Consider the following 17,724-nt stretch of genomic DNA (forward strand, 5'->3'; position numbering starts at 1 on the left):
AAATAGTACCATTATGAAAATTAAAGATGTTACCTCACATCTAGAACTACTTGCTCCTAGACACTATGCTGAAGATTTTGACAACACAGGCTTATTAACCGGTGATAAAAACACTGATCTATCCGGTATTCTAGTCACTCTAGATTGTTTAGAAAACGTTGTGGATGAGGCTATTGAAAATAATTGTAATCTAATTGTAAGTTTTCACCCCATTATATTTTCTGGTTTAAAACATTTACAACCTAGCGATTATGTACGCAGCGCTGTTGTTAAGGCTATTAAAAACGATATAGCCATATACGCAACTCATACCGCACTGGACGTCATAAAAGGTGGTGTAAGCTATAGAATGGCTCAAGAAATGGGACTGAAAAACGTAAAAACACTACTTCCTAAATCACAATTAATAAAAAAACTGGTAACATATATACCTGCTAACTCATTTGAAGAGGTTAAAGAAGTATTATTTAATGCCGGTGCAGGATCATTAGGTAATTATACAGATTGTAGTTTTTCTATTTCGGGAATAGGGACATTTAAGGGAAATGAAGATAGCAAACCTAAAATTGGAGAAAAATTAAACCGGGAGAATATAGAAGAAAAGATGCTTTCTATTACATTTTTACCCCATTTAGAAAGTTCGATAAAAGCCGCATTAATCCATTCCCACCCATATGAAGAGGTATCTTTTGAAATTTCTACGCTAGAAAACAGTTATCAAAACATAGGAATGGGCACAATCGGTGAGCTGCCAGAAAGCCTGAGTGTAGAAGAATTTTTACAAAAAACAAAGACCGTATTTAAAACTGGAGTTGTTAGAAGCTCGCTTTCGCGAAAGCGGAACATTAAAAAAGTCGCACTGCTAGGAGGCTCTGGAGCGTTTGCAATAAAAAATGCTATTCAATCAGGTGCTGACGCTTACATCACAGCCGATCTAAAATATCACGATTTCTTTCAAGGTCAAGACATCTTATTATGTGATGTGGGACATTATGAAAGCGAGCAGTTTACAAAAAACCTTTTACATGAATATCTTACAGAAAAATTTAGTAGTTTTGCAGTCCTTTGTGCACAAGCGCGAACAAACCCAGTTAATTATTTTTAAAAGATGGCAAAAAAGACCGAGGCTACTGTAGAAGATAAGTTAAGAGAACTTTACAATCTACAATTAATCGATTCTAGAATAGATGAGATACGCAATGTGCGTGGTGAATTACCTCTAGAAGTACAAGATCTTGAAGATGAAGTAGAAGGATTAAAAACTCGACTGTCTAAATTAGACGCACATTCTGATGAACTTAGTGAAAACATTAAGTCCAAAAAGAATTTAATTGAAGAGGCCAAAGCCCTGATTACAAAATATACAGATCAACAAAAAAACGTACGTAACAACCGTGAGTTCAATTCTCTTTCTAAAGAAATGGAATTTCAAGAACTAGAAATGGAACTTGCTGAAAAACATATACGTGAATTCAAAGCTCAAATAGAGCAACAAAAAGAGGTTATCGATAAAAGTAAGAAGCGTCTTGCTGATAAAACTGACCACTTAAAGCATAAGAAATCTGAACTAGAAGAGATCCTTAAGGAAACTCAAAAAGAAGAAGAAAACCTTATGAAGATGAGCGAGGATCATGCAAAATCAATCGAAGAAAGGTTAATCAAGGCATATACTCGTATCAGAACAAGCGTAAAGAACGGTCTTGCAGTTGTACCTATTGAAAGAGGTGCTTCTGGTGGTTCTTACTTTACTATACCGCCACAAGTACAAGTAGAAATCGCAAGTCGCAAGAAAATCATTACAGATGAGCATTCTGGTAGAATTCTTGTAGATGCTGCTCTTGCATATGAACAAGTAGAAAAAATGGATAAAGTATTTGCTAAATTATAGTAAAACTTTTTTCTTCATATTTAATCCCTTTATTTTTTTAATAAAGGGATTTTTTTTTATTTAACCCTTTTTTAATACACTTCATGAAGAGCTAATCCTATTTTTATCGTTTAAAACTTATAGTAAATGAAAATAGTATCAATTTTAATTATGATGTTCCTAGCATCTAATTGTAACGAACAAGATAATAACGCCTCTCAAACTGCTGTTAATACTGACCCTATTGAGGTTCCTTCTCAAGAAGGTATGGAAAGAGCTTATTTTGCAAGTGGTTGTTTCTGGTGTGTAGAAGAAATATATGAAGGCGTAATAGGTGTTAGTGAATCTATTTCTGGCTACTCTGGTGGCCACACTCAAAATCCTACCTATGAAGACAGTAATACTGGTAAAACTGGACATGCTGAAACTAATGAAATCATATACGACCCTAGCGTCGTTTCTTTTAAAACACTAGTAGATGTTTACTTTGCTTCTCAAAACATAGAACAAGTTAATGGTCAGGGTCCTGATCATGGTTCTCAATATAGAAGTATTATTTTTTATCAAAATGATGATCAGAAAAAAATTATTGAAGATAAAATTACCAGCTTAACAGAAGAAGGATACAGTATTGGAGCCGAGGTAAAACCTTTTCAAAAATTCTGGATTGCCGAAGATTACCACCAAGATTATGCAAAACTGCACCCTACACACGGTTATATAAGAGGAGTATCTATACCTAGGTTTAGAAAATTTGCTCAAAAAATGCCGCAAGTAATTAAACCAGAAGCACAACATTAAAAGTAAAACGAACAATTTATCTTAAGAGAAACTTGTTCCTTTCAACATTTTAATTACATTTGTCTTATGTCATTAAATAATAATATCAGAATCAATAATAATTCTTTACAAACGTAAGGGGTAGAATCTGGTATTTTAATATATTCAAAAGGTCTACCTAACGGTAGGCCTTTTTTCATTTAAAAAAACAAATTATGTGCGGAATTGTAGGAATGTTTCAGTTGAAAAAAGACAGCCAGGAACAAAGAGAAAAAGTCTTAGAATTATCTAAAAAACTAAGACATCGTGGACCAGACTGGTCTGGAATCTATTGTGGTGATAACGCCATTCTAGCACACGAGAGATTAACTATAGTAGATCCTCAGTCTGGAGGACAACCGCTTTATAGTCCTGATGGTAAAGTAGTACTTGCTGTTAACGGTGAAATATATAACCACCAAAGCCTGAGAGACAACTACAGTGATTATAAATTTAAAACAAAATCTGACTGCGAGGTAATCCTTGCTCTATATCAAGATAAAGGCGTTGACTTCATGGATGAGCTTACTGGTATGTACGGTTTTGCATTATATGATATCGAAAAAGATGTCTTTTTATGCGCCAGAGATCATCAGGGTATCATACCACTTTATTATGGTTATGACGAGTTAGGACAGTTTTATGTGGCGAGCGAGCTTAAAGCCTTAGAGGGAACTTGTAATGAGATAGCTCCATTCCCACCTGGACATTATTACTATAGTGAAACAGGTGAATTTATAAAATGGTACGATAGAGAATGGAAAGATTATGATGCGGTAAAAGACAACACAAGTTCCGTAGCAGATCTTAAACAAGCTATGGAAGACTCCGTACACAGACATTTAATGAGCGATGTCCCTTATGGGGTTTTATTATCTGGTGGTCTAGATAGTTCTATAGTAAGTGCCGTTGCAAAAAAATATGCGGCAAAACGTATAGAATCAGGTGATAACAAAGATGCCTGGTGGCCTCAACTACATTCATTTGCCATAGGACTAGAAGGCAGTCCTGATCTAGCAGCTGCTCAAGAAGTTGCAGACCATATAGGCACCGTACATCACAGTGTTAACTTCACAATTCAAGAAGGTCTAGACGCAATAAAGGACGTAGTGTATTTTCTAGAGACCTATGACGTTACTACCATTAGAGCGTCCACACCTATGTATCTTCTTGCACGCGTTATAAAATCTATGGGAATTAAAATGGTTCTATCTGGAGAAGGAAGTGATGAGATTTTCGGAGGTTACTTATATTTTCACAAAGCACCTAGCGCAGAAGAATTTCATAAAGAAACCGTGCGTAAACTAGATACTCTACATCTATATGATAACCTTAGAGCAAATAAATCGCTTGCAGCATGGGGCATAGAAGGTCGCGTTCCATTCTTAGATAAAGAATTTATGGATGTAGCTATGAGACTCAACCCTAAAGATAAAATGTGTGGAAATGGAAAAATGGAAAAACACATTTTAAGAGAGGCATTTGAAGATGACCTACCTAAAAGCGTTGCCTGGAGACAAAAGGAACAATTCAGCGATGGTGTAGGATACAGCTGGATCGACACATTAAAAGAAGTAGTAGAAGGTGTTGTGACTGATGAAATGATGGAGGCAGCTCCCTTTAAATTTAAAATCAATCCGCCACAGAATAAGGAAGAATATTACTACCGCAGTATTTTCTCAGAACATTTCCCTAGTGACGCTGCAGCAAGCTGTGTACCTTCTTTAAAATCAGTAGCTTGTTCTACTCCAGTAGCATTAGAATGGGACGAGGCATTTAAAAACATGAACGATCCATCGGGACGTGCAGTAAGTGGTGTTCATGACGAAGGTTATTAAAAAAATGTAAAAAAGTTGTGCCTTTCAAATAGCCTAACTACATTTGGCACTCAATGAAAATAACAAATCATACATGGTGGTGGAATAATACAGCTCAACAGCCGTAAAGTCGCCCGCATGTTTATTTATAAACGATAAAGGTCTACTTAACGGTAGACCTTTTTTCATTTACATTAATTAGTAAAAAATATCTAATGAACTCAGTTCAAGAATTACATAAAGCAAATACAGCTCATAAAGTCATACTAGCAGACACCCTTACCCCAGTCGCTATGTACATGAGATTAAGGGATAAATACCCAAACAGCATTCTTCTAGAAAGTAATGAGTATGGACAGCGCAGTAATAGTTATTCTTTTATTTGCTGTAATCCAGTTGCTACTTTTGAGGTAAATGAGAATGAGATAAAATCTACTTTTCCGGATAACTCTATAAGTTCACAAGATTACAGTTCTACTTTTGACCTTACTACAGGTTTAAATGAATTTAAAAATTCTTTTGAAAAAGTAACAGATGATTTCCCCTTCCCTACTAACGGGCTTTTCGGATACCTTAGTTATGATGCTGTTCAATTATTTGAAGATTTAGAGTTTCGCTTTCGCGAAAGCGATACCAACAACATACCTCTTGCCTACTATCAAGTATTTCAAAATGTAATCGTTTTTGATCATTACCATAACCAGCTTTATGTATTTGATCATCAATATGCCGATTTTGAATCAAAACTAGATGAGATCGTAGCAGTTATTAATCATCGCGATGTAGCAAACTATAGTTTTGAATGTACAGAAGAAGAGTCTTCTGAAATGACTGATAATGATTTCAAAGCACTTGTAGAAAAAGGTAAAGAACACTGTCGTAGAGGCGATGTTTTTCAAATCGTTCTATCTAGAAAATTTGAACAACCCTTTAAAGGTGATGATTTTAATGTCTACAGGCAGTTACGAGCGATAAACCCTAGTCCATATTTATTTTATTTTGATTACGGTAATTTTAGAATATTCGGTTCTTCTCCAGAAGCGCAGTTATTAATTTCAGATACTAAAGCTAGCATTCAACCTATTGCAGGTACTTATAAAAGAACCGGTAATGATGTTGCAGATTTAAAAGCTGCCGAAGAACTAAAAAAAGACCCTAAAGAAACTGCCGAGCATATCATGCTAGTAGACCTTGCAAGAAATGACCTTAGCCGTCATGCTAGAGATGTAAAGGTAGAAGATTATCAAAACATACATTTCTACTCTCACGTTATTCACATGGTAAGTAAAGTGAGCGGTACCATTAATGAAAATGATAAAATCAAACTTATAGGAGATACATTCCCAGCAGGTACATTGAGTGGTGCTCCTAAATATAGAGCCATGCAACTCATAGATCAATATGAAAAATCTTCTAGAGAATTTTATGGTGGCGCGATAGGTTATCTTGGATTTGACGGCAATTTTAACCACGCCATAATTATTAGAAGTATATTATCACGTAATAATAAGTTACTATTTAGAGCAGGTGCTGGTGTGGTTGTAGAAAGTAACTTAGAAAACGAAATGCAAGAAGTTTACAACAAGACTAACGCACTACGCAGTGCTATCAATAAAGCAAATCAATATTAATTATGAAATTAAGATATTTATCAATCGCCCTTCTTTCTTTTAATTTTCTATTATTCTCGTGTCAGGATAGCAAGAAAGAAGACTTAATCGATATTAAAATAGTTGAAAAAGATGGCGAAACGGTTTTTCAATACCTACCTAATTTAACCTTTAATAATGCAAGAGATAGCGCATCCTCTTTATTCAATAATCAAGATTACTACAGAATAATGTCTAGCGAGATTAAAGTCGCTCCACCTATTTATCAAAATGAAGTTATTAAAGTTAGAGTGTTTACTAGAAGTTTTTTTTCAAAAGATGGTTATCGACATGGATTTTTAGTTAGAACCTATAGCAAAGATGGTAAAATAAAAGATGAAATGGTAATAGCCTCTACTCTTGATGGATTACAATGTGAAGGAAAAGTAACTTCGGACCTAAGAATAATTACCAGCTGTCCAGGTGGTGAAGAAACTATAGCACAAATAGAAACTGATGGTAGTATTAAAACTTTGAAAGATGAATAAGAGATTATTATTAATAGACAACTATGATTCTTTTACGTACAACCTTGTGCACTATCTAGAAGAATTAGGCGCTCAACTCACTGTGGTGCGCAATGATCAAATCACACCTCAAGAATGCGAGAATTATGACGCGGTAGTGCTATCTCCAGGACCAGGTATACCCAATGAAGCTGGAAATTTAATTGCGATAATTGATCACCTTAAAGATAAAAAACCACTTTTAGGAATTTGTTTAGGTCATCAAGCGATAACTGAGGTATTCGGTGGAGAAATTATAAACCTAGATAAAGTATATCACGGTATCTCTACTAACATGACACATAACGGTAATGAGATATTTAATCATATCGACACTAATTTTGATGCAGGACGTTACCACTCTTGGGCTGCACAAAACAGCAGTTTTCCAGATGTTCTAGAAATAACAGCAACTGATGAAAACGGTCAAATCATGGCTCTTAAACATAAAGAACTACCTATTTACGGTTTACAATTTCACCCAGAAAGTATTATGACTCCGCAAGGAAAACAAATGCTTAAGAACTTTATAGAGACTTTATAGAATGAAAGATATTTTAAATGAATTATTTAATCATCGTACGCTTTCTAGACTAGCTGCTCATGATATATTAACTGCAATAACTAGTGGTACCGTTAATGATGCACAAATCGCTGCTTTTTTAACCGTATATGGAATGCGCAGTATCACTGTAGAAGAATTAGCTGGATTTAGAGACGCGATGTTAGAACAAGCAAACCTCATCGACCTATCAGAATTTAATCCGATAGACTTGTGTGGTACCGGCGGTGATGGAAAAGACACTTTTAACATCAGTACCCTAGCTAGTTTTGTAACTGCTGGTGCAGGTGTACCTGTTGCTAAACACGGTAACTATGGAGTAAGTTCAGTAAGTGGTTCTTCTAATGTTATGGAACATCTAGGATTTGTTTTTACAAATGACCATGATGTGCTGAGAAAACAAATTTCTGAGGCAAACATTACATTCTTACACGCACCATTATTTCACCCTGCGATGAAAGCTGTTGCACCGATTAGAAAACAATTAGGTGTAAAAACATTTTTTAATATGTTGGGCCCTTTAGTAAATCCTGCAAAACCTAAATTACAAAGTGTTGGTGTTTTCAATTTACAACTAGCGCGTAATTATGAATACTTATTTCAGTCTGAAACAGATAAGAAATACGCTATTCTCCATTCACATGAAGGTTATGACGAGGTAAGTCTTACAGGAAAAGTAAGACTTGCTAGAAACGCAGGAGTAAGCGATCTATCTGCTAGTGATTTCGGTATGAAACCATTAAAGCAGGCAGATATTTATGGTGGAGAAACTGTAGAAGAAGCGGCACATATTTTCATGAAAGTATTAGAAAACAAAGCGACCGAAGCACAAAAAAATGTAGTGATAGCAAATGCCGCAACTGCTATTTCTGTGGCTCAGGATTTAAATTTACATCAAGGAGCTATAGTAGCTAGAGAATCTCTAGAATCTGGAAAAGCATTGAAAAGTTTTAACCGCTTACAAAACGTTCAGAGGTAAACCCTAGAAGCAGTTTTAGACTGACGCTTATTAAGCGTTTAAAAGTAAGGCCAGGTGACACCTGCCTAAAAAGAAATAAAATGGAAGACATTCTTAAGAAAATAACAAATCAAACCGCTCTAGATTTAAAAGCTAGAAAGCAGGTTACCTCTCTTTCTGACCTAAGAGAAATGCCTCATTATTCTAGAGAAACGCTATCCTTAAACGATAGCTTGAAGAAAGGCAGCGGTATTATTGCCGAGCATAAAAGACAAAGCCCTAGTAAAGGCTCGTTTCAATGTCCTGCAAGCCTAACAGAAGTAGTAAAAGGATATGAAAATGCCGGTGCAAGCGCTATCAGCTGTTTAACTGATTTGCCTTTCTTTGGCGGTACGCTAGACGATTTACTAGAAGCAAGATCACAAGTTAACATACCTATCCTGCGCAAGGATTTCATGATAGATCTATATCAAATTCATGAAGCGCGAGCTTATGGAGCAGACGCTATCCTACTTATCGCAGCATGTCTAAATAATGAAGAATTAAAAACCATGTCTCTAGAGGCGATCAATCTAGGTCTTGAAATTCTTTTTGAGGTTCATGATTTAGAAGAGCTTAATCGCATTAAAGAGGTAACCACTTCTTTGAATACGTCTAAGTTTGTGATAGGAGTTAATAATCGTGATTTAAAAAGGTTTAAAACTGATATTCAAAACAGTAAAGATCTTTTACCTCATTTTCCTGAAAATGTTCTTGCCATATCAGAGAGCGGTATCTCAGATCCTGAAATAGTAAAAGAACTTAAAACACTAGGCTTTGAAGGTTTCCTTATAGGAGAAAACTTCATGAAAACAGATCTACCAGGAGCAAGCTGCGAGCAATTTATAAAAGCCATAAAGTCATGATGATTAAAGTATGCGGTATGCGCGATATAGAAAACATTAACCAGTTACAAGAACTGGATATTGATTTTATGGGAATTATACGTTACTCAAAGTCTAAACGATTTGTAGACGATTCTCAAAAAGAAAAGGTCGCCCAACAAACCATGAATAAAGGTACCGTAGGCGTGTATGTAAATGAAACATTTGAAAACATTTTAAAAGATGTTATACCATTGCAACTAGATGTTATTCAATTACATGGTGATGAGGATTCCGCTTTCGCGAAAGCGTTACTAGAAATAGACATCAAGATATTTAAAGCATTTCAAATCACAGAGGACTTTGATTTCAATAGTTTAAAAGAATGGGAAGAACTTGCAGCACAATATGTTGGTAAACTATTCTTCTTATTTGACACAGCTACTCCCAATTATGGTGGTAGTGGTAAGAAATTTAATTGGTCTATTCTCGACTCTTATAAAGGAGAAGTTCCTTTTTTATTGAGCGGTGGCATTTCAAAAGATGATGTCGCATTAGTAAAAGAATTTAAACACAATATGTTTTTAGGTATTGATCTTAATTCAAAATTTGAAACTGAACCTGGCGTTAAAAACATAGAAGAAATAAAAACATTCATAGAAAAATTAAGAAAATGAGCTATCAAGTAAATGAACAAGGGTTTTATGGAGAATTCGGTGGTGCATTCATTCCAGAATTGCTCTATCCTAATATTGAAGAACTACAAGAGAATTATCTAGCAATAGAAAAATCACCAGAATTTCAAAAAGAGTTTCATCAATTGCTTAAAGATTATGTAGGTCGCCCTACTCCACTATTTTTAGCTAAGCGACTTTCTGAAAAATATGGAGCTCAAATCTGGTTAAAGAGAGAAGATCTTTGTCATACCGGTGCTCATAAAGTAAATAACACGATCGGTCAGATTTTACTTGCCGAAAAACTAGGTAAAAAAAGAATCATTGCCGAAACCGGAGCAGGACAACATGGTGTAGCAACAGCAACCGTATGTGCATTAAAAGGCCTGGAATGCATCGTTTACATGGGCGAGAAAGATATAGAACGTCAAGCGCCTAATGTTGCCCGCATGAAAATGTTAGGTGCAACAGTTAGACCTGCAACTAGCGGTTCTAAAACTTTAAAAGACGCGACTAATGAGGCAATGCGAGACTGGATCAATAATCCAGAAGACACTCATTACATTATAGGCTCAGTAGTTGGACCACATCCTTATCCTGACATGGTAGCAAGATATCAATCGGTGATTTCTGAAGAGATTAAGAAGCAAATGGATGGTTTACCAGATTATGTCATTGCATGTGTAGGTGGCGGTTCTAACGCTATGGGAGCTTTTTATCACTTTTTAGATGATAAAGAAGTAAAATTAATAGGGGTAGAAGCGGCTGGTTTAGGTGTCGATACCGATAAGACCGCGGCTACATTAACTCTAGGAACTCCTGGTGTATTGCACGCTAGTCGTTCTATAATGATGCAGGATAAAGATGGACAGGTTATCGAGCCGCATAGTATAAGTGCTGGACTAGACTATCCTGGAATAGGACCAGCACATGCATGGTTAAAAGTGTCTGACCGCGCTCAATATATGGCTGTTACAGATGCTGAAGCACTAGAAGCTGCTGTAGAGGTAAGTAGATTAGAAGGTATCATTCCAGCTTTAGAAACTGCTCATGCATTTTCTGTCTTAAAAGACTTAGACTTAAAACCAACTGATCGTGTAGTGATTAACCTTTCTGGTCGTGGAGATAAGGATATGAATACGTATATGGAAGAATTGAACCTACTGTAGAAACAAAGTCACACTTACTATGCTGTGCGCATGCCATGTCATGCGTTGAAAATATTAAGATAGGTGGTACTTACCTAGAATAGAGCGCATGTGGATGTGCTGAAAACACAAGGATGGATTGCACATCGCCCAACTAAGCGCATGCGATGCGCTGAAAACTGAAAAAAAAATGAAAAATAAACTCACAGAATTACTTAAAAACAAGCCTCAAAACTTGTTGAATATATTCTATACCGCTGGATATCCTCAATTAGAGGACACCACTACTCTATTAACAGCACTCGAAAACGCAAAGGTTGATCTAGTAGAAATAGGAATCCCTTTCAGCGATCCACTAGCAGATGGCCCTACTATTCAAGAAAGTAGTAAAATTGCTTTAGAGAATGGAATGTCTATTGAAAAATTATTTTCTCAATTAGAAAATAATACTCCTAAAGTTCCTGTTCTTCTAATGGGATATCTCAATCCTGTGATGCAATATGGCCTTGAGGCATTTTGCAAAAGATGTCAAGAAGTAGGTGTGGACGGATTAATTGTTCCTGACTTACCTATGTATATTTATCAGACAGAATTTAAAGAAGTCTTTGAGAAATATAACATCAGCAACATATTCTTAGTAACTCCTCAAACTTCAGAAAAACGCATTAGAGAAATCGACGATAACTCTAACGGCTTTATTTATGCAGTAAGCTCTGCAAGTACTACAGGATCTAAAACAGATTTCTCTGCAGCAGCAGACTACTTAGGTAAGCTTAAAGACATGGAACTAAAAACTCCTATTCTTACCGGCTTTAATATTAAAAATCAACAGAATTTTAATGATGCCTGTAAGTATGTAAATGGAGCAATTATAGGTAGTGAATTTATAAGACAAATTACTAATGTAGAGGATATATCTAAGGCAGCTACAAATTTTGTAGCATCGATTAAATAAGTTTATCTTTAAAGCATAATCAAAACGGATAAAGTTTTAAATTAAAGTTAAATCCTATCAATAAGCTAGGATATCCTTTTAATATTCAATTTTCAGTATTATGTTTGCACCACAATGAAAACACAAAACGTACATCATCATCATTTTTTTACTTCCCGTCAGGCGAGCTAAAAATGTATTGATGTAACTCAAACATATTTTACAAAAAACCGTCTGTTTCAGGCGGTTTTTTTGTTTTAAAAAAGTTTGAAATAAAAAACAGTTTGTAAGCAGCTTAAACAACATTCTCAAAATAGAATGGCAACAAAAATTATGATCAGAATAGCAGTACAAAAATCAGGAAGACTATCAGACAAATCTTTGCAACTCTTAAAGGATTGCGGAATTAAATTTGACAACGGTGGTCGCAAATTATCTACTCAAGCAAAAAATTTCCCTATGGAAATTCTTTTTTTAAGAGATGATGATATACCACAATACGTGGCAAATGGTGTTGCAGACCTTGGAATTCTAGGACTTAATGAGGTAGAAGAAAAAGACCAAGAAGTAGACGTGATCAAGCAACTAGGTTTTGCAGGCTGTCGTTTAAGTCTAGCTGTTCAAAAAGATGTAGACTATCCAGGTCTAGAATGGTTTAACGGTAAAAAGGTAGCTAGTAGTTATACTACAATCGTTAAAAAATTCTTTACAGAAAAAGGAATCGATGCAACGACAGAAGAAATAGGCGGATCTGTAGAGATTGCACCAGGAATAGGCCTTGCAGAAGGTATTTGCGATATCGTTTCTACAGGATCTACTCTTATAATGAACGGTCTTAAAGAAGTAGAAACAGTAATGTATAGTGAAGCTGTTTTAATTTCGAATCCTAATCTAAGCGGTGATAAGCAAGAGTTATTAAATAAGCTTACCTTTAGAATAGATGCTGTGCAAAATGCACAAAAAAGCAAATACATCTTATTGAACGCACCTAATGATAAGATAGAAGAAATATCTGCCTTATTACCAGGTATGAAAAGCCCAACAGTTTTACCACTTGCTGAAGAAGGATGGTCCAGTTTACACTCTGTGATTGAAGAAAATGATTTCTGGAATGTAATCGACCGATTAAAAGATGCTGGTGCGCAAGGCATTTTAGTAAGTCCAATTGAAAAATTGATCGCATAATGAAAATTATTTCTAATCCTGACTATTCTCAACAACAAGACCTATTAGAACGTCCGCAACAAGAACGTGCTAATGTAGAGACTGCTGTAAAAGATATCATACAGCTGGTTAGAGAAAATGGTGATCAGGCGTTATTTGCTTTTGCAGAGAAGTTTGATAAAGCACAATTAAATTCTCTAAGAGTTACAGAAAAAGAAATCGAGCATGCAGCAACACTTGTAGCGCCAGATTTAAAAGAAGCGATTCAAACGGCTTACCAAAACATTTATAAGTTTCACGTCATTTGTTTTACAAAGGACTATCCCGTACTAGAAACCATGCCTGGCATGACCTGCTGGAGAAAATCTTTACCTATTCAAAAAGTAGGACTGTATATTCCTGGTGGCTCTGCTCCTCTTTTTTCTACGGTATTAATGCTAGCCATTCCTACTAAGATAGCAGGTAATAAACGTGTTGTACTTTGTAGCCCTACAGATGCAAACGGAGATATAAATCCAGCCGTATTATATACAGCAAGTCTCTGTGGAGTTACAGAAATCTATAAAGCCGGCGGTGCACAAGCAATTGCTGCAATGACTCATGGAACAGAAAGTATTCCTGCCGTTGACAAAATATTTGGCCCTGGAAACGCATTTGTAACAAGAGCTAAAGAACTTGCTCAACAACAAGGTGTCGCCATTGATATGCCTGCTGGACCATCAGAGGTTTTAGTTATTGCAGACCAAGAAGCAAACCCAGCATTTGTAGCAGCAGACTTACTAGCACAAGCAGAACATGGACCAGACTCTCAAGTAATTCTATTAACTGATTCTACTACTCTAGCCGAGGCTGTAAATGAACAATTAACTATTCAATTAAGTACGCTTTCGCGAAAGCAAACAGCAGAAAAAGCTATTGAAAACAGTAAAACTATCGTTCTAGAAAGTATAGAAGAATGCATCAAATGGTCGGACGCTTATGCACCAGAACACTTGATCATAAATACAGAAAATGCTGATGATGTAGCAGAGCAAATTCAAGTTGCTGGATCTATTTTTATAGGTTCATATACTTGCGAGAGTTTAGGTGATTATGCTAGTGGTACAAACCACACATTACCTACCTATGGATATGCGCGTAATTATAGCGGCGTGTCAGTAGATAGTTTTGTAAACAAAGTGACCTATCAAAAAGCAACACCACAAGGTTTAAAAAACCTAGGACCAGCCGTTGAAATTATGGCTACTGCCGAAGGTCTCGATGCGCATAAAAATGCGGTTACCCTTCGTTTAAATAGTATAAAAGCCAACCCTAAATCCCTTCCAGAGGAAGGGACTTTTAAAGGACGTCAAAAATACTCTTATGAAACTGCACGCAAATCGATTTACAGTACATTAAAAGAAAGAGCCTCTCAAATGCGTAAAAACCCAACAGAAACTGAAGCGTTAGTTTGGGAAGAATTGAGAAATAAAAAGTTAGACATTAAATTTAGAAGACAGCACATCATTGATAAATATATAGTTGATTTCGCATCTGTTGAAAAACGTTTAATCGTAGAGATAGATGGAGACATACATTTAAATCAAATAGAAGAGGACAGATTAAGACAAGATTTTTTAGAATCACAAGGTTTTAAAGTCATAAGGTTCACAAATGACAATGTATTAAACGACTTAGAATCAGTAATTGAAACAATAAAAAACACGAGCGCAGCGAGACCCAATTAGTTTCCCCTTTGGGGAAATGTCCGCAGGACAATGGGGCTTACACGCAATAAAATAAAATGGAATTTAACTTAGAAAACATAGTCCGCAAGAACATCTGGAATTTGAAGCCATATTCTAGTGCGCGCAGTGAATTTGATTTATACGGCAGCGATAAAAATGAGCTGACGTTACTAGACGCAAATGAAAATCCTAAGGGAGATTTAAACCGTTATCCAGATCCGTTACAGTCTTCTATCAAAGAAGAATTGGCAAAACAAAAAGACATTTCACCAGATCAAATATTTGTAGGTAATGGTAGTGATGAGGCTATTGATTTATTGTATCGCATTTTCTGTGAACCAGGAAAAGACACAGTAATTACTTGTCCGCCTACTTATGGAATGTATGAAGTTAGTGCAGCGATTAATGATGTTAGTGTTTTGAAGGTTCCTTTGAATGATCGCTTTGAGTTGAACGTTGATGAAATACTCGAAGAGATATCCGCCTGCGCGGATATAAAACTATTATGGATATGCTCTCCTAATAATCCTACAGGTAACGTATTGCTCAAAGCCGATTTAAAACACGACTGGCAAGCACAAAATTACACTCGTGGTGGTATGATGGATATGCCATTTGCTCCTGAGTTTGAGGCAGAAATGCTAGAAAACCAAAGACAATTAGATAGATTGTTCGGTAGTTTTAATGGAATTATCGTTGTAGATGAGGCTTATCAAGATTTTACAGAGAACATGAGTTTTATAAAACGTCTAGAAGACTATCCTAACCTTGTGGTGTTACAAACCATGTCTAAGGCTCATGGTATGGCTGGTGCTCGAGTAGGATTTGCCTTTTCTTCTCCAGAAATCATTGAATTATTCAATAGAACAAAGCCACCGTATAACGTAAATGAATTGTCTCAAAAAGCAGTTCTAGAGGCTTTACAAAACGAAGAAAAAACAAAAACTGAAATACAAGAAATCATCCATAACAGAGATTTTCTTGTGGAGCATTTAAACAGTTTTAACTTTATAAAAGAAGTATATCCTAGTGAGGCAAATTTTGTACTTGCCAAAGTAGAAAACGCTACGCAAGTTTATAATTACCTACGTGATAAAGGTATTATTATACGTAATCGCAGCAGTCAGATTGAAGACACCTTGCGTTTTACCGTTGGGACGATGATGGAGTGTAAAGCAGTGATTACAGCGTTGCGAGAAATTAAAGAGAATTAGATTAATTAAAACCGAAGCCGTTCTTCAATAGTTTAAAAATTATAAAAGAGTCATCGTTGATGGCATTTAATCAAATAAAGTCGATTGCGGAAAGAGGTTTCCGCCTTCGCGGAAATACATGAAAAAAGTATTATTTATAGATCGCGATGGTACCATCGTAAAAGAGCCACCAGTAGATTATCAACTGGATAGTTATGAAAAGTTAGAGTTCTTGCCTATGGCGATTACTCAACTGCATCGAATCGCTCGTGAGCTGGACTATGAACTAGTTATGGTGACTAATCAAGATGGATTAGGAACAGATAGTTTTCCTGAAGATACCTTCTGGCCAGTGCACAATTTAATGATGAATGTGCTAGAAAACGAAGGGATTAACTTCAGTGAGGTTTTAATCGATCGTTCTTTTCCTGAGCAAAATGCACCTACTCGTAAACCACAAACTGGTTTGTTGACGCATTATATAAAAGGTAATTACGACCTTGAGAATAGTTTTGTAATCGGTGATCGCAATAGCGATATGCAACTGGCTAAGAATTTAGGCTGTAAAGGAATACAGCTACCTAGTATTACTGATGATAGTGAATTTGAAGACGAACTAGTAGTTCTTAAAACGGATTCTTGGAAAGAGATTTTTGACTTTTTAAAAGGACAACCTCGCAAGGTCACGGTAAGCCGTAAAACAAATGAAACCGATATCAACATCGTTTTAAACCTTGATGGATCTGGAAACGGAAAAATTGACACAGGTTTAAAGTTCTATGATCACATGCTAGAGCAGTTGCAACGTCACGGTTCATTAGATTTAGATATTAAAGTAAATGGCGATCTTGAAATAGATGAACATCACACTATTGAAGACACGGCGATTGCTTTGGGTGACGCTTTCGCGAAAGCGTTATCCTCAAAAAAAGGAATCAATAGATATGGCTTCTTGCTACCTATGGACGACTCGCTAGCACAAGTGGGAATAGACTTCGGTGGTAGACCATGGATCGTTTGGGAAGCAGAATTTAAACGTGAGTATGTGGGTGATATGCCTACAGAGCTGTTCTTCCACTTCTTTAAATCATTTAGCGATGCGGCAAAATGCAACCTGAACATGAAAGTAGAAGGCGATAACGAGCACCACAAAATAGAGGCGCTTTTCAAGGCATTTGCCAAAGCAATAAAAATGGCGGTAAAACAAACTGGTGATGGTAAATTACCGAGTACAAAAGGAACTTTATGATTGCCATTGTAAAATATAACGCAGGTAATATAGGAAGCGTCACTAACGCGCTCAACAGACTAGGAATAGAGAATAAAGTAACTGACGATCCTGAAGAATTAAAGGCGGCAGACAAAGTTATTTTCCCTGGCGTAGGAGAAGCTGGTACCGCGATGAACTATTTGCGTGAACGTGGATTAGATCAAGTCATAAAAGAATTGAAACAGCCAGTACTAGGAATATGCTTAGGAATGCAACTCATGTGCAGTCACAGTGAAGAAGGTGATACAGAATGTCTAAGGATTTTTGATACTACCGTAAAGAAATTTCCGGCTACCGAAGGAATGAAAGTGCCTCACATGGGATGGAATAGTTTAAATACTGAAGTTGTTAATCTGCAATCTACCATCTTGCAAGGCTTACAACCAGCAGCAGATGTTTATTATGTGCACTCGTACTATGCTGAAGTTTGTGAAAACACAGTTGCGGCTTGTGATTATATTTTGCCTTTCAGTAGTGTCTTGCAAAAAGACAATTTTTATGCAACACAATTTCATCCTGAGAAAAGTGCTGGAATAGGTGAGCAGATATTAAAGAACTTTATAGAATTATAGT

Annotated in this window: 17 protein-coding genes; all 17 read left to right on the top strand. The window is 36.1% G+C overall.

Annotated features, from left to right (window positions below):
• Positions 1-13 precede the first annotated feature (13 nt).
• The 17 genes from ACJJVN_RS02590 to hisH all read left to right on the top strand — a co-directional run bounded on the left by ACJJVN_RS02590 (position 14) and on the right by hisH (position 17,723).
• A complete protein-coding gene (locus ACJJVN_RS02590; protein ID WP_405377039.1) occupies positions 14-1,105 on the top strand; it encodes a Nif3-like dinuclear metal center hexameric protein in 1,092 nt (363 codons plus the stop codon).
• 3 nt (positions 1,106-1,108) lie between these two features.
• On the top strand, positions 1,109-1,888 hold the full coding sequence (locus ACJJVN_RS02595; RefSeq protein ID WP_104515703.1) for a zinc ribbon domain-containing protein: 780 nt from the start codon (positions 1,109-1,111) through the stop codon (positions 1,886-1,888).
• Between the two features lie 126 nt (positions 1,889-2,014).
• Entirely contained in the window at positions 2,015-2,668 is a 654-nt protein-coding gene (gene msrA, locus ACJJVN_RS02600; RefSeq protein WP_405370841.1) for a peptide-methionine (S)-S-oxide reductase MsrA, read from the top strand.
• 194 nt (positions 2,669-2,862) lie between these two features.
• On the top strand, positions 2,863-4,524 hold the full coding sequence (gene asnB, locus ACJJVN_RS02605; protein ID WP_104515705.1) for an asparagine synthase B: 1,662 nt from the start codon (positions 2,863-2,865) through the stop codon (positions 4,522-4,524).
• Between the two features lie 194 nt (positions 4,525-4,718).
• Positions 4,719-6,134 (top strand): anthranilate synthase component I family protein, encoded by a 1,416-nt coding sequence (locus ACJJVN_RS02610; protein WP_405377040.1) that lies wholly within the window; start codon positions 4,719-4,721, stop codon positions 6,132-6,134.
• A gap of 2 nt (positions 6,135-6,136) precedes the next feature.
• The gene (locus tag ACJJVN_RS02615; RefSeq protein WP_405377041.1) at positions 6,137-6,640 is read left to right on the top strand and encodes a hypothetical protein; all 504 of its coding nucleotides are present in this window, start codon (positions 6,137-6,139) and stop codon (positions 6,638-6,640) included.
• Positions 6,633-7,202 carry an aminodeoxychorismate/anthranilate synthase component II gene (locus tag ACJJVN_RS02620; RefSeq protein WP_104515708.1) on the top strand — a complete coding sequence of 190 codons (570 nt, stop codon included), beginning with the start codon at positions 6,633-6,635 and terminating at the stop codon, positions 7,200-7,202. Before ACJJVN_RS02615 ends, ACJJVN_RS02620 begins: the two co-directional genes overlap by 8 nt.
• A 1-nt stretch (position 7,203) precedes the next feature.
• On the top strand, positions 7,204-8,199 hold the full coding sequence (gene trpD / locus ACJJVN_RS02625) for an anthranilate phosphoribosyltransferase (protein WP_405370831.1): 996 nt from the start codon (positions 7,204-7,206) through the stop codon (positions 8,197-8,199).
• 80 nt (positions 8,200-8,279) lie between these two features.
• Positions 8,280-9,083 carry an indole-3-glycerol phosphate synthase TrpC gene (gene trpC, locus ACJJVN_RS02630; RefSeq protein ID WP_405377042.1) on the top strand — a complete coding sequence of 268 codons (804 nt, stop codon included), beginning with the start codon at positions 8,280-8,282 and terminating at the stop codon, positions 9,081-9,083.
• Entirely contained in the window at positions 9,080-9,718 is a 639-nt protein-coding gene (locus ACJJVN_RS02635) for a phosphoribosylanthranilate isomerase (RefSeq protein WP_042295463.1), read from the top strand. Before trpC ends, ACJJVN_RS02635 begins: the two co-directional genes overlap by 4 nt.
• The gene (gene trpB / locus ACJJVN_RS02640; protein ID WP_405377043.1) at positions 9,715-10,884 is read left to right on the top strand and encodes a tryptophan synthase subunit beta; all 1,170 of its coding nucleotides are present in this window, start codon (positions 9,715-9,717) and stop codon (positions 10,882-10,884) included. Before ACJJVN_RS02635 ends, trpB begins: the two co-directional genes overlap by 4 nt.
• A 169-nt stretch (positions 10,885-11,053) precedes the next feature.
• Positions 11,054-11,818, top strand: coding sequence for a tryptophan synthase subunit alpha (gene trpA / locus ACJJVN_RS02645; protein ID WP_405377044.1), 765 nt, complete (start codon positions 11,054-11,056; stop codon positions 11,816-11,818).
• Between the two features lie 297 nt (positions 11,819-12,115).
• Positions 12,116-12,982, top strand: coding sequence for an ATP phosphoribosyltransferase (hisG, locus tag ACJJVN_RS02650; RefSeq protein WP_104515713.1), 867 nt, complete (start codon positions 12,116-12,118; stop codon positions 12,980-12,982).
• The gene (gene hisD, locus ACJJVN_RS02655) at positions 12,982-14,688 is read left to right on the top strand and encodes a histidinol dehydrogenase (RefSeq protein ID WP_405377045.1); all 1,707 of its coding nucleotides are present in this window, start codon (positions 12,982-12,984) and stop codon (positions 14,686-14,688) included. The genes hisG and hisD overlap by 1 nt, the downstream gene beginning before the upstream one ends.
• Before the next feature lie 56 nt (positions 14,689-14,744).
• Complete coding sequence (locus ACJJVN_RS02660; protein ID WP_405377046.1) at positions 14,745-15,902, top strand: pyridoxal phosphate-dependent aminotransferase; 1,158 nt, start codon at positions 14,745-14,747, stop codon at positions 15,900-15,902.
• A gap of 118 nt (positions 15,903-16,020) precedes the next feature.
• Positions 16,021-17,130, top strand: coding sequence for a bifunctional histidinol-phosphatase/imidazoleglycerol-phosphate dehydratase HisB (gene hisB, locus ACJJVN_RS02665; protein ID WP_405377047.1), 1,110 nt, complete (start codon positions 16,021-16,023; stop codon positions 17,128-17,130).
• Positions 17,127-17,723 (top strand): imidazole glycerol phosphate synthase subunit HisH, encoded by a 597-nt coding sequence (gene hisH / locus ACJJVN_RS02670; RefSeq protein WP_405377048.1) that lies wholly within the window; start codon positions 17,127-17,129, stop codon positions 17,721-17,723. Before hisB ends, hisH begins: the two co-directional genes overlap by 4 nt.
• Position 17,724 lies beyond the last annotated feature (1 nt).

The sequence above is a fragment of the Nonlabens sp. Asnod3-A02 genome (assembly GCF_045063755.1).
Taxonomy (GTDB): Bacteria; Bacteroidota; Bacteroidia; order Flavobacteriales; family Flavobacteriaceae; genus Nonlabens; species Nonlabens xylanidelens.

Excerpts from the sequence above, each read along its gene's own strand:
- ACJJVN_RS02590 (WP_405377039.1), top strand. The coding sequence starts at position 14 with ATGAAAATTAAAGATGTTACCTCACATCTAGAACTACTTGCTCCTAGA.
- ACJJVN_RS02595 (WP_104515703.1), top strand. The coding sequence starts at position 1,109 with ATGGCAAAAAAGACCGAGGCTACTGTAGAAGATAAGTTAAGAGAACTT.
- msrA (WP_405370841.1), top strand. The coding sequence starts at position 2,015 with ATGAAAATAGTATCAATTTTAATTATGATGTTCCTAGCATCTAATTGT.
- asnB (WP_104515705.1), top strand. The coding sequence starts at position 2,863 with ATGTGCGGAATTGTAGGAATGTTTCAGTTGAAAAAAGACAGCCAGGAA.
- ACJJVN_RS02610 (WP_405377040.1), top strand. The coding sequence starts at position 4,719 with ATGAACTCAGTTCAAGAATTACATAAAGCAAATACAGCTCATAAAGTC.
- ACJJVN_RS02615 (WP_405377041.1), top strand. The coding sequence starts at position 6,137 with ATGAAATTAAGATATTTATCAATCGCCCTTCTTTCTTTTAATTTTCTA.
- ACJJVN_RS02620 (WP_104515708.1), top strand. The coding sequence starts at position 6,633 with ATGAATAAGAGATTATTATTAATAGACAACTATGATTCTTTTACGTAC.
- trpD (WP_405370831.1), top strand. The coding sequence starts at position 7,204 with ATGAAAGATATTTTAAATGAATTATTTAATCATCGTACGCTTTCTAGA.
- trpC (WP_405377042.1), top strand. The coding sequence starts at position 8,280 with ATGGAAGACATTCTTAAGAAAATAACAAATCAAACCGCTCTAGATTTA.
- ACJJVN_RS02635 (WP_042295463.1), top strand. The coding sequence starts at position 9,080 with ATGATGATTAAAGTATGCGGTATGCGCGATATAGAAAACATTAACCAG.
- trpB (WP_405377043.1), top strand. The coding sequence starts at position 9,715 with ATGAGCTATCAAGTAAATGAACAAGGGTTTTATGGAGAATTCGGTGGT.
- trpA (WP_405377044.1), top strand. The coding sequence starts at position 11,054 with ATGAAAAATAAACTCACAGAATTACTTAAAAACAAGCCTCAAAACTTG.
- hisG (WP_104515713.1), top strand. The coding sequence starts at position 12,116 with ATGGCAACAAAAATTATGATCAGAATAGCAGTACAAAAATCAGGAAGA.
- hisD (WP_405377045.1), top strand. The coding sequence starts at position 12,982 with ATGAAAATTATTTCTAATCCTGACTATTCTCAACAACAAGACCTATTA.
- ACJJVN_RS02660 (WP_405377046.1), top strand. The coding sequence starts at position 14,745 with ATGGAATTTAACTTAGAAAACATAGTCCGCAAGAACATCTGGAATTTG.
- hisB (WP_405377047.1), top strand. The coding sequence starts at position 16,021 with ATGAAAAAAGTATTATTTATAGATCGCGATGGTACCATCGTAAAAGAG.
- hisH (WP_405377048.1), top strand. The coding sequence starts at position 17,127 with ATGATTGCCATTGTAAAATATAACGCAGGTAATATAGGAAGCGTCACT.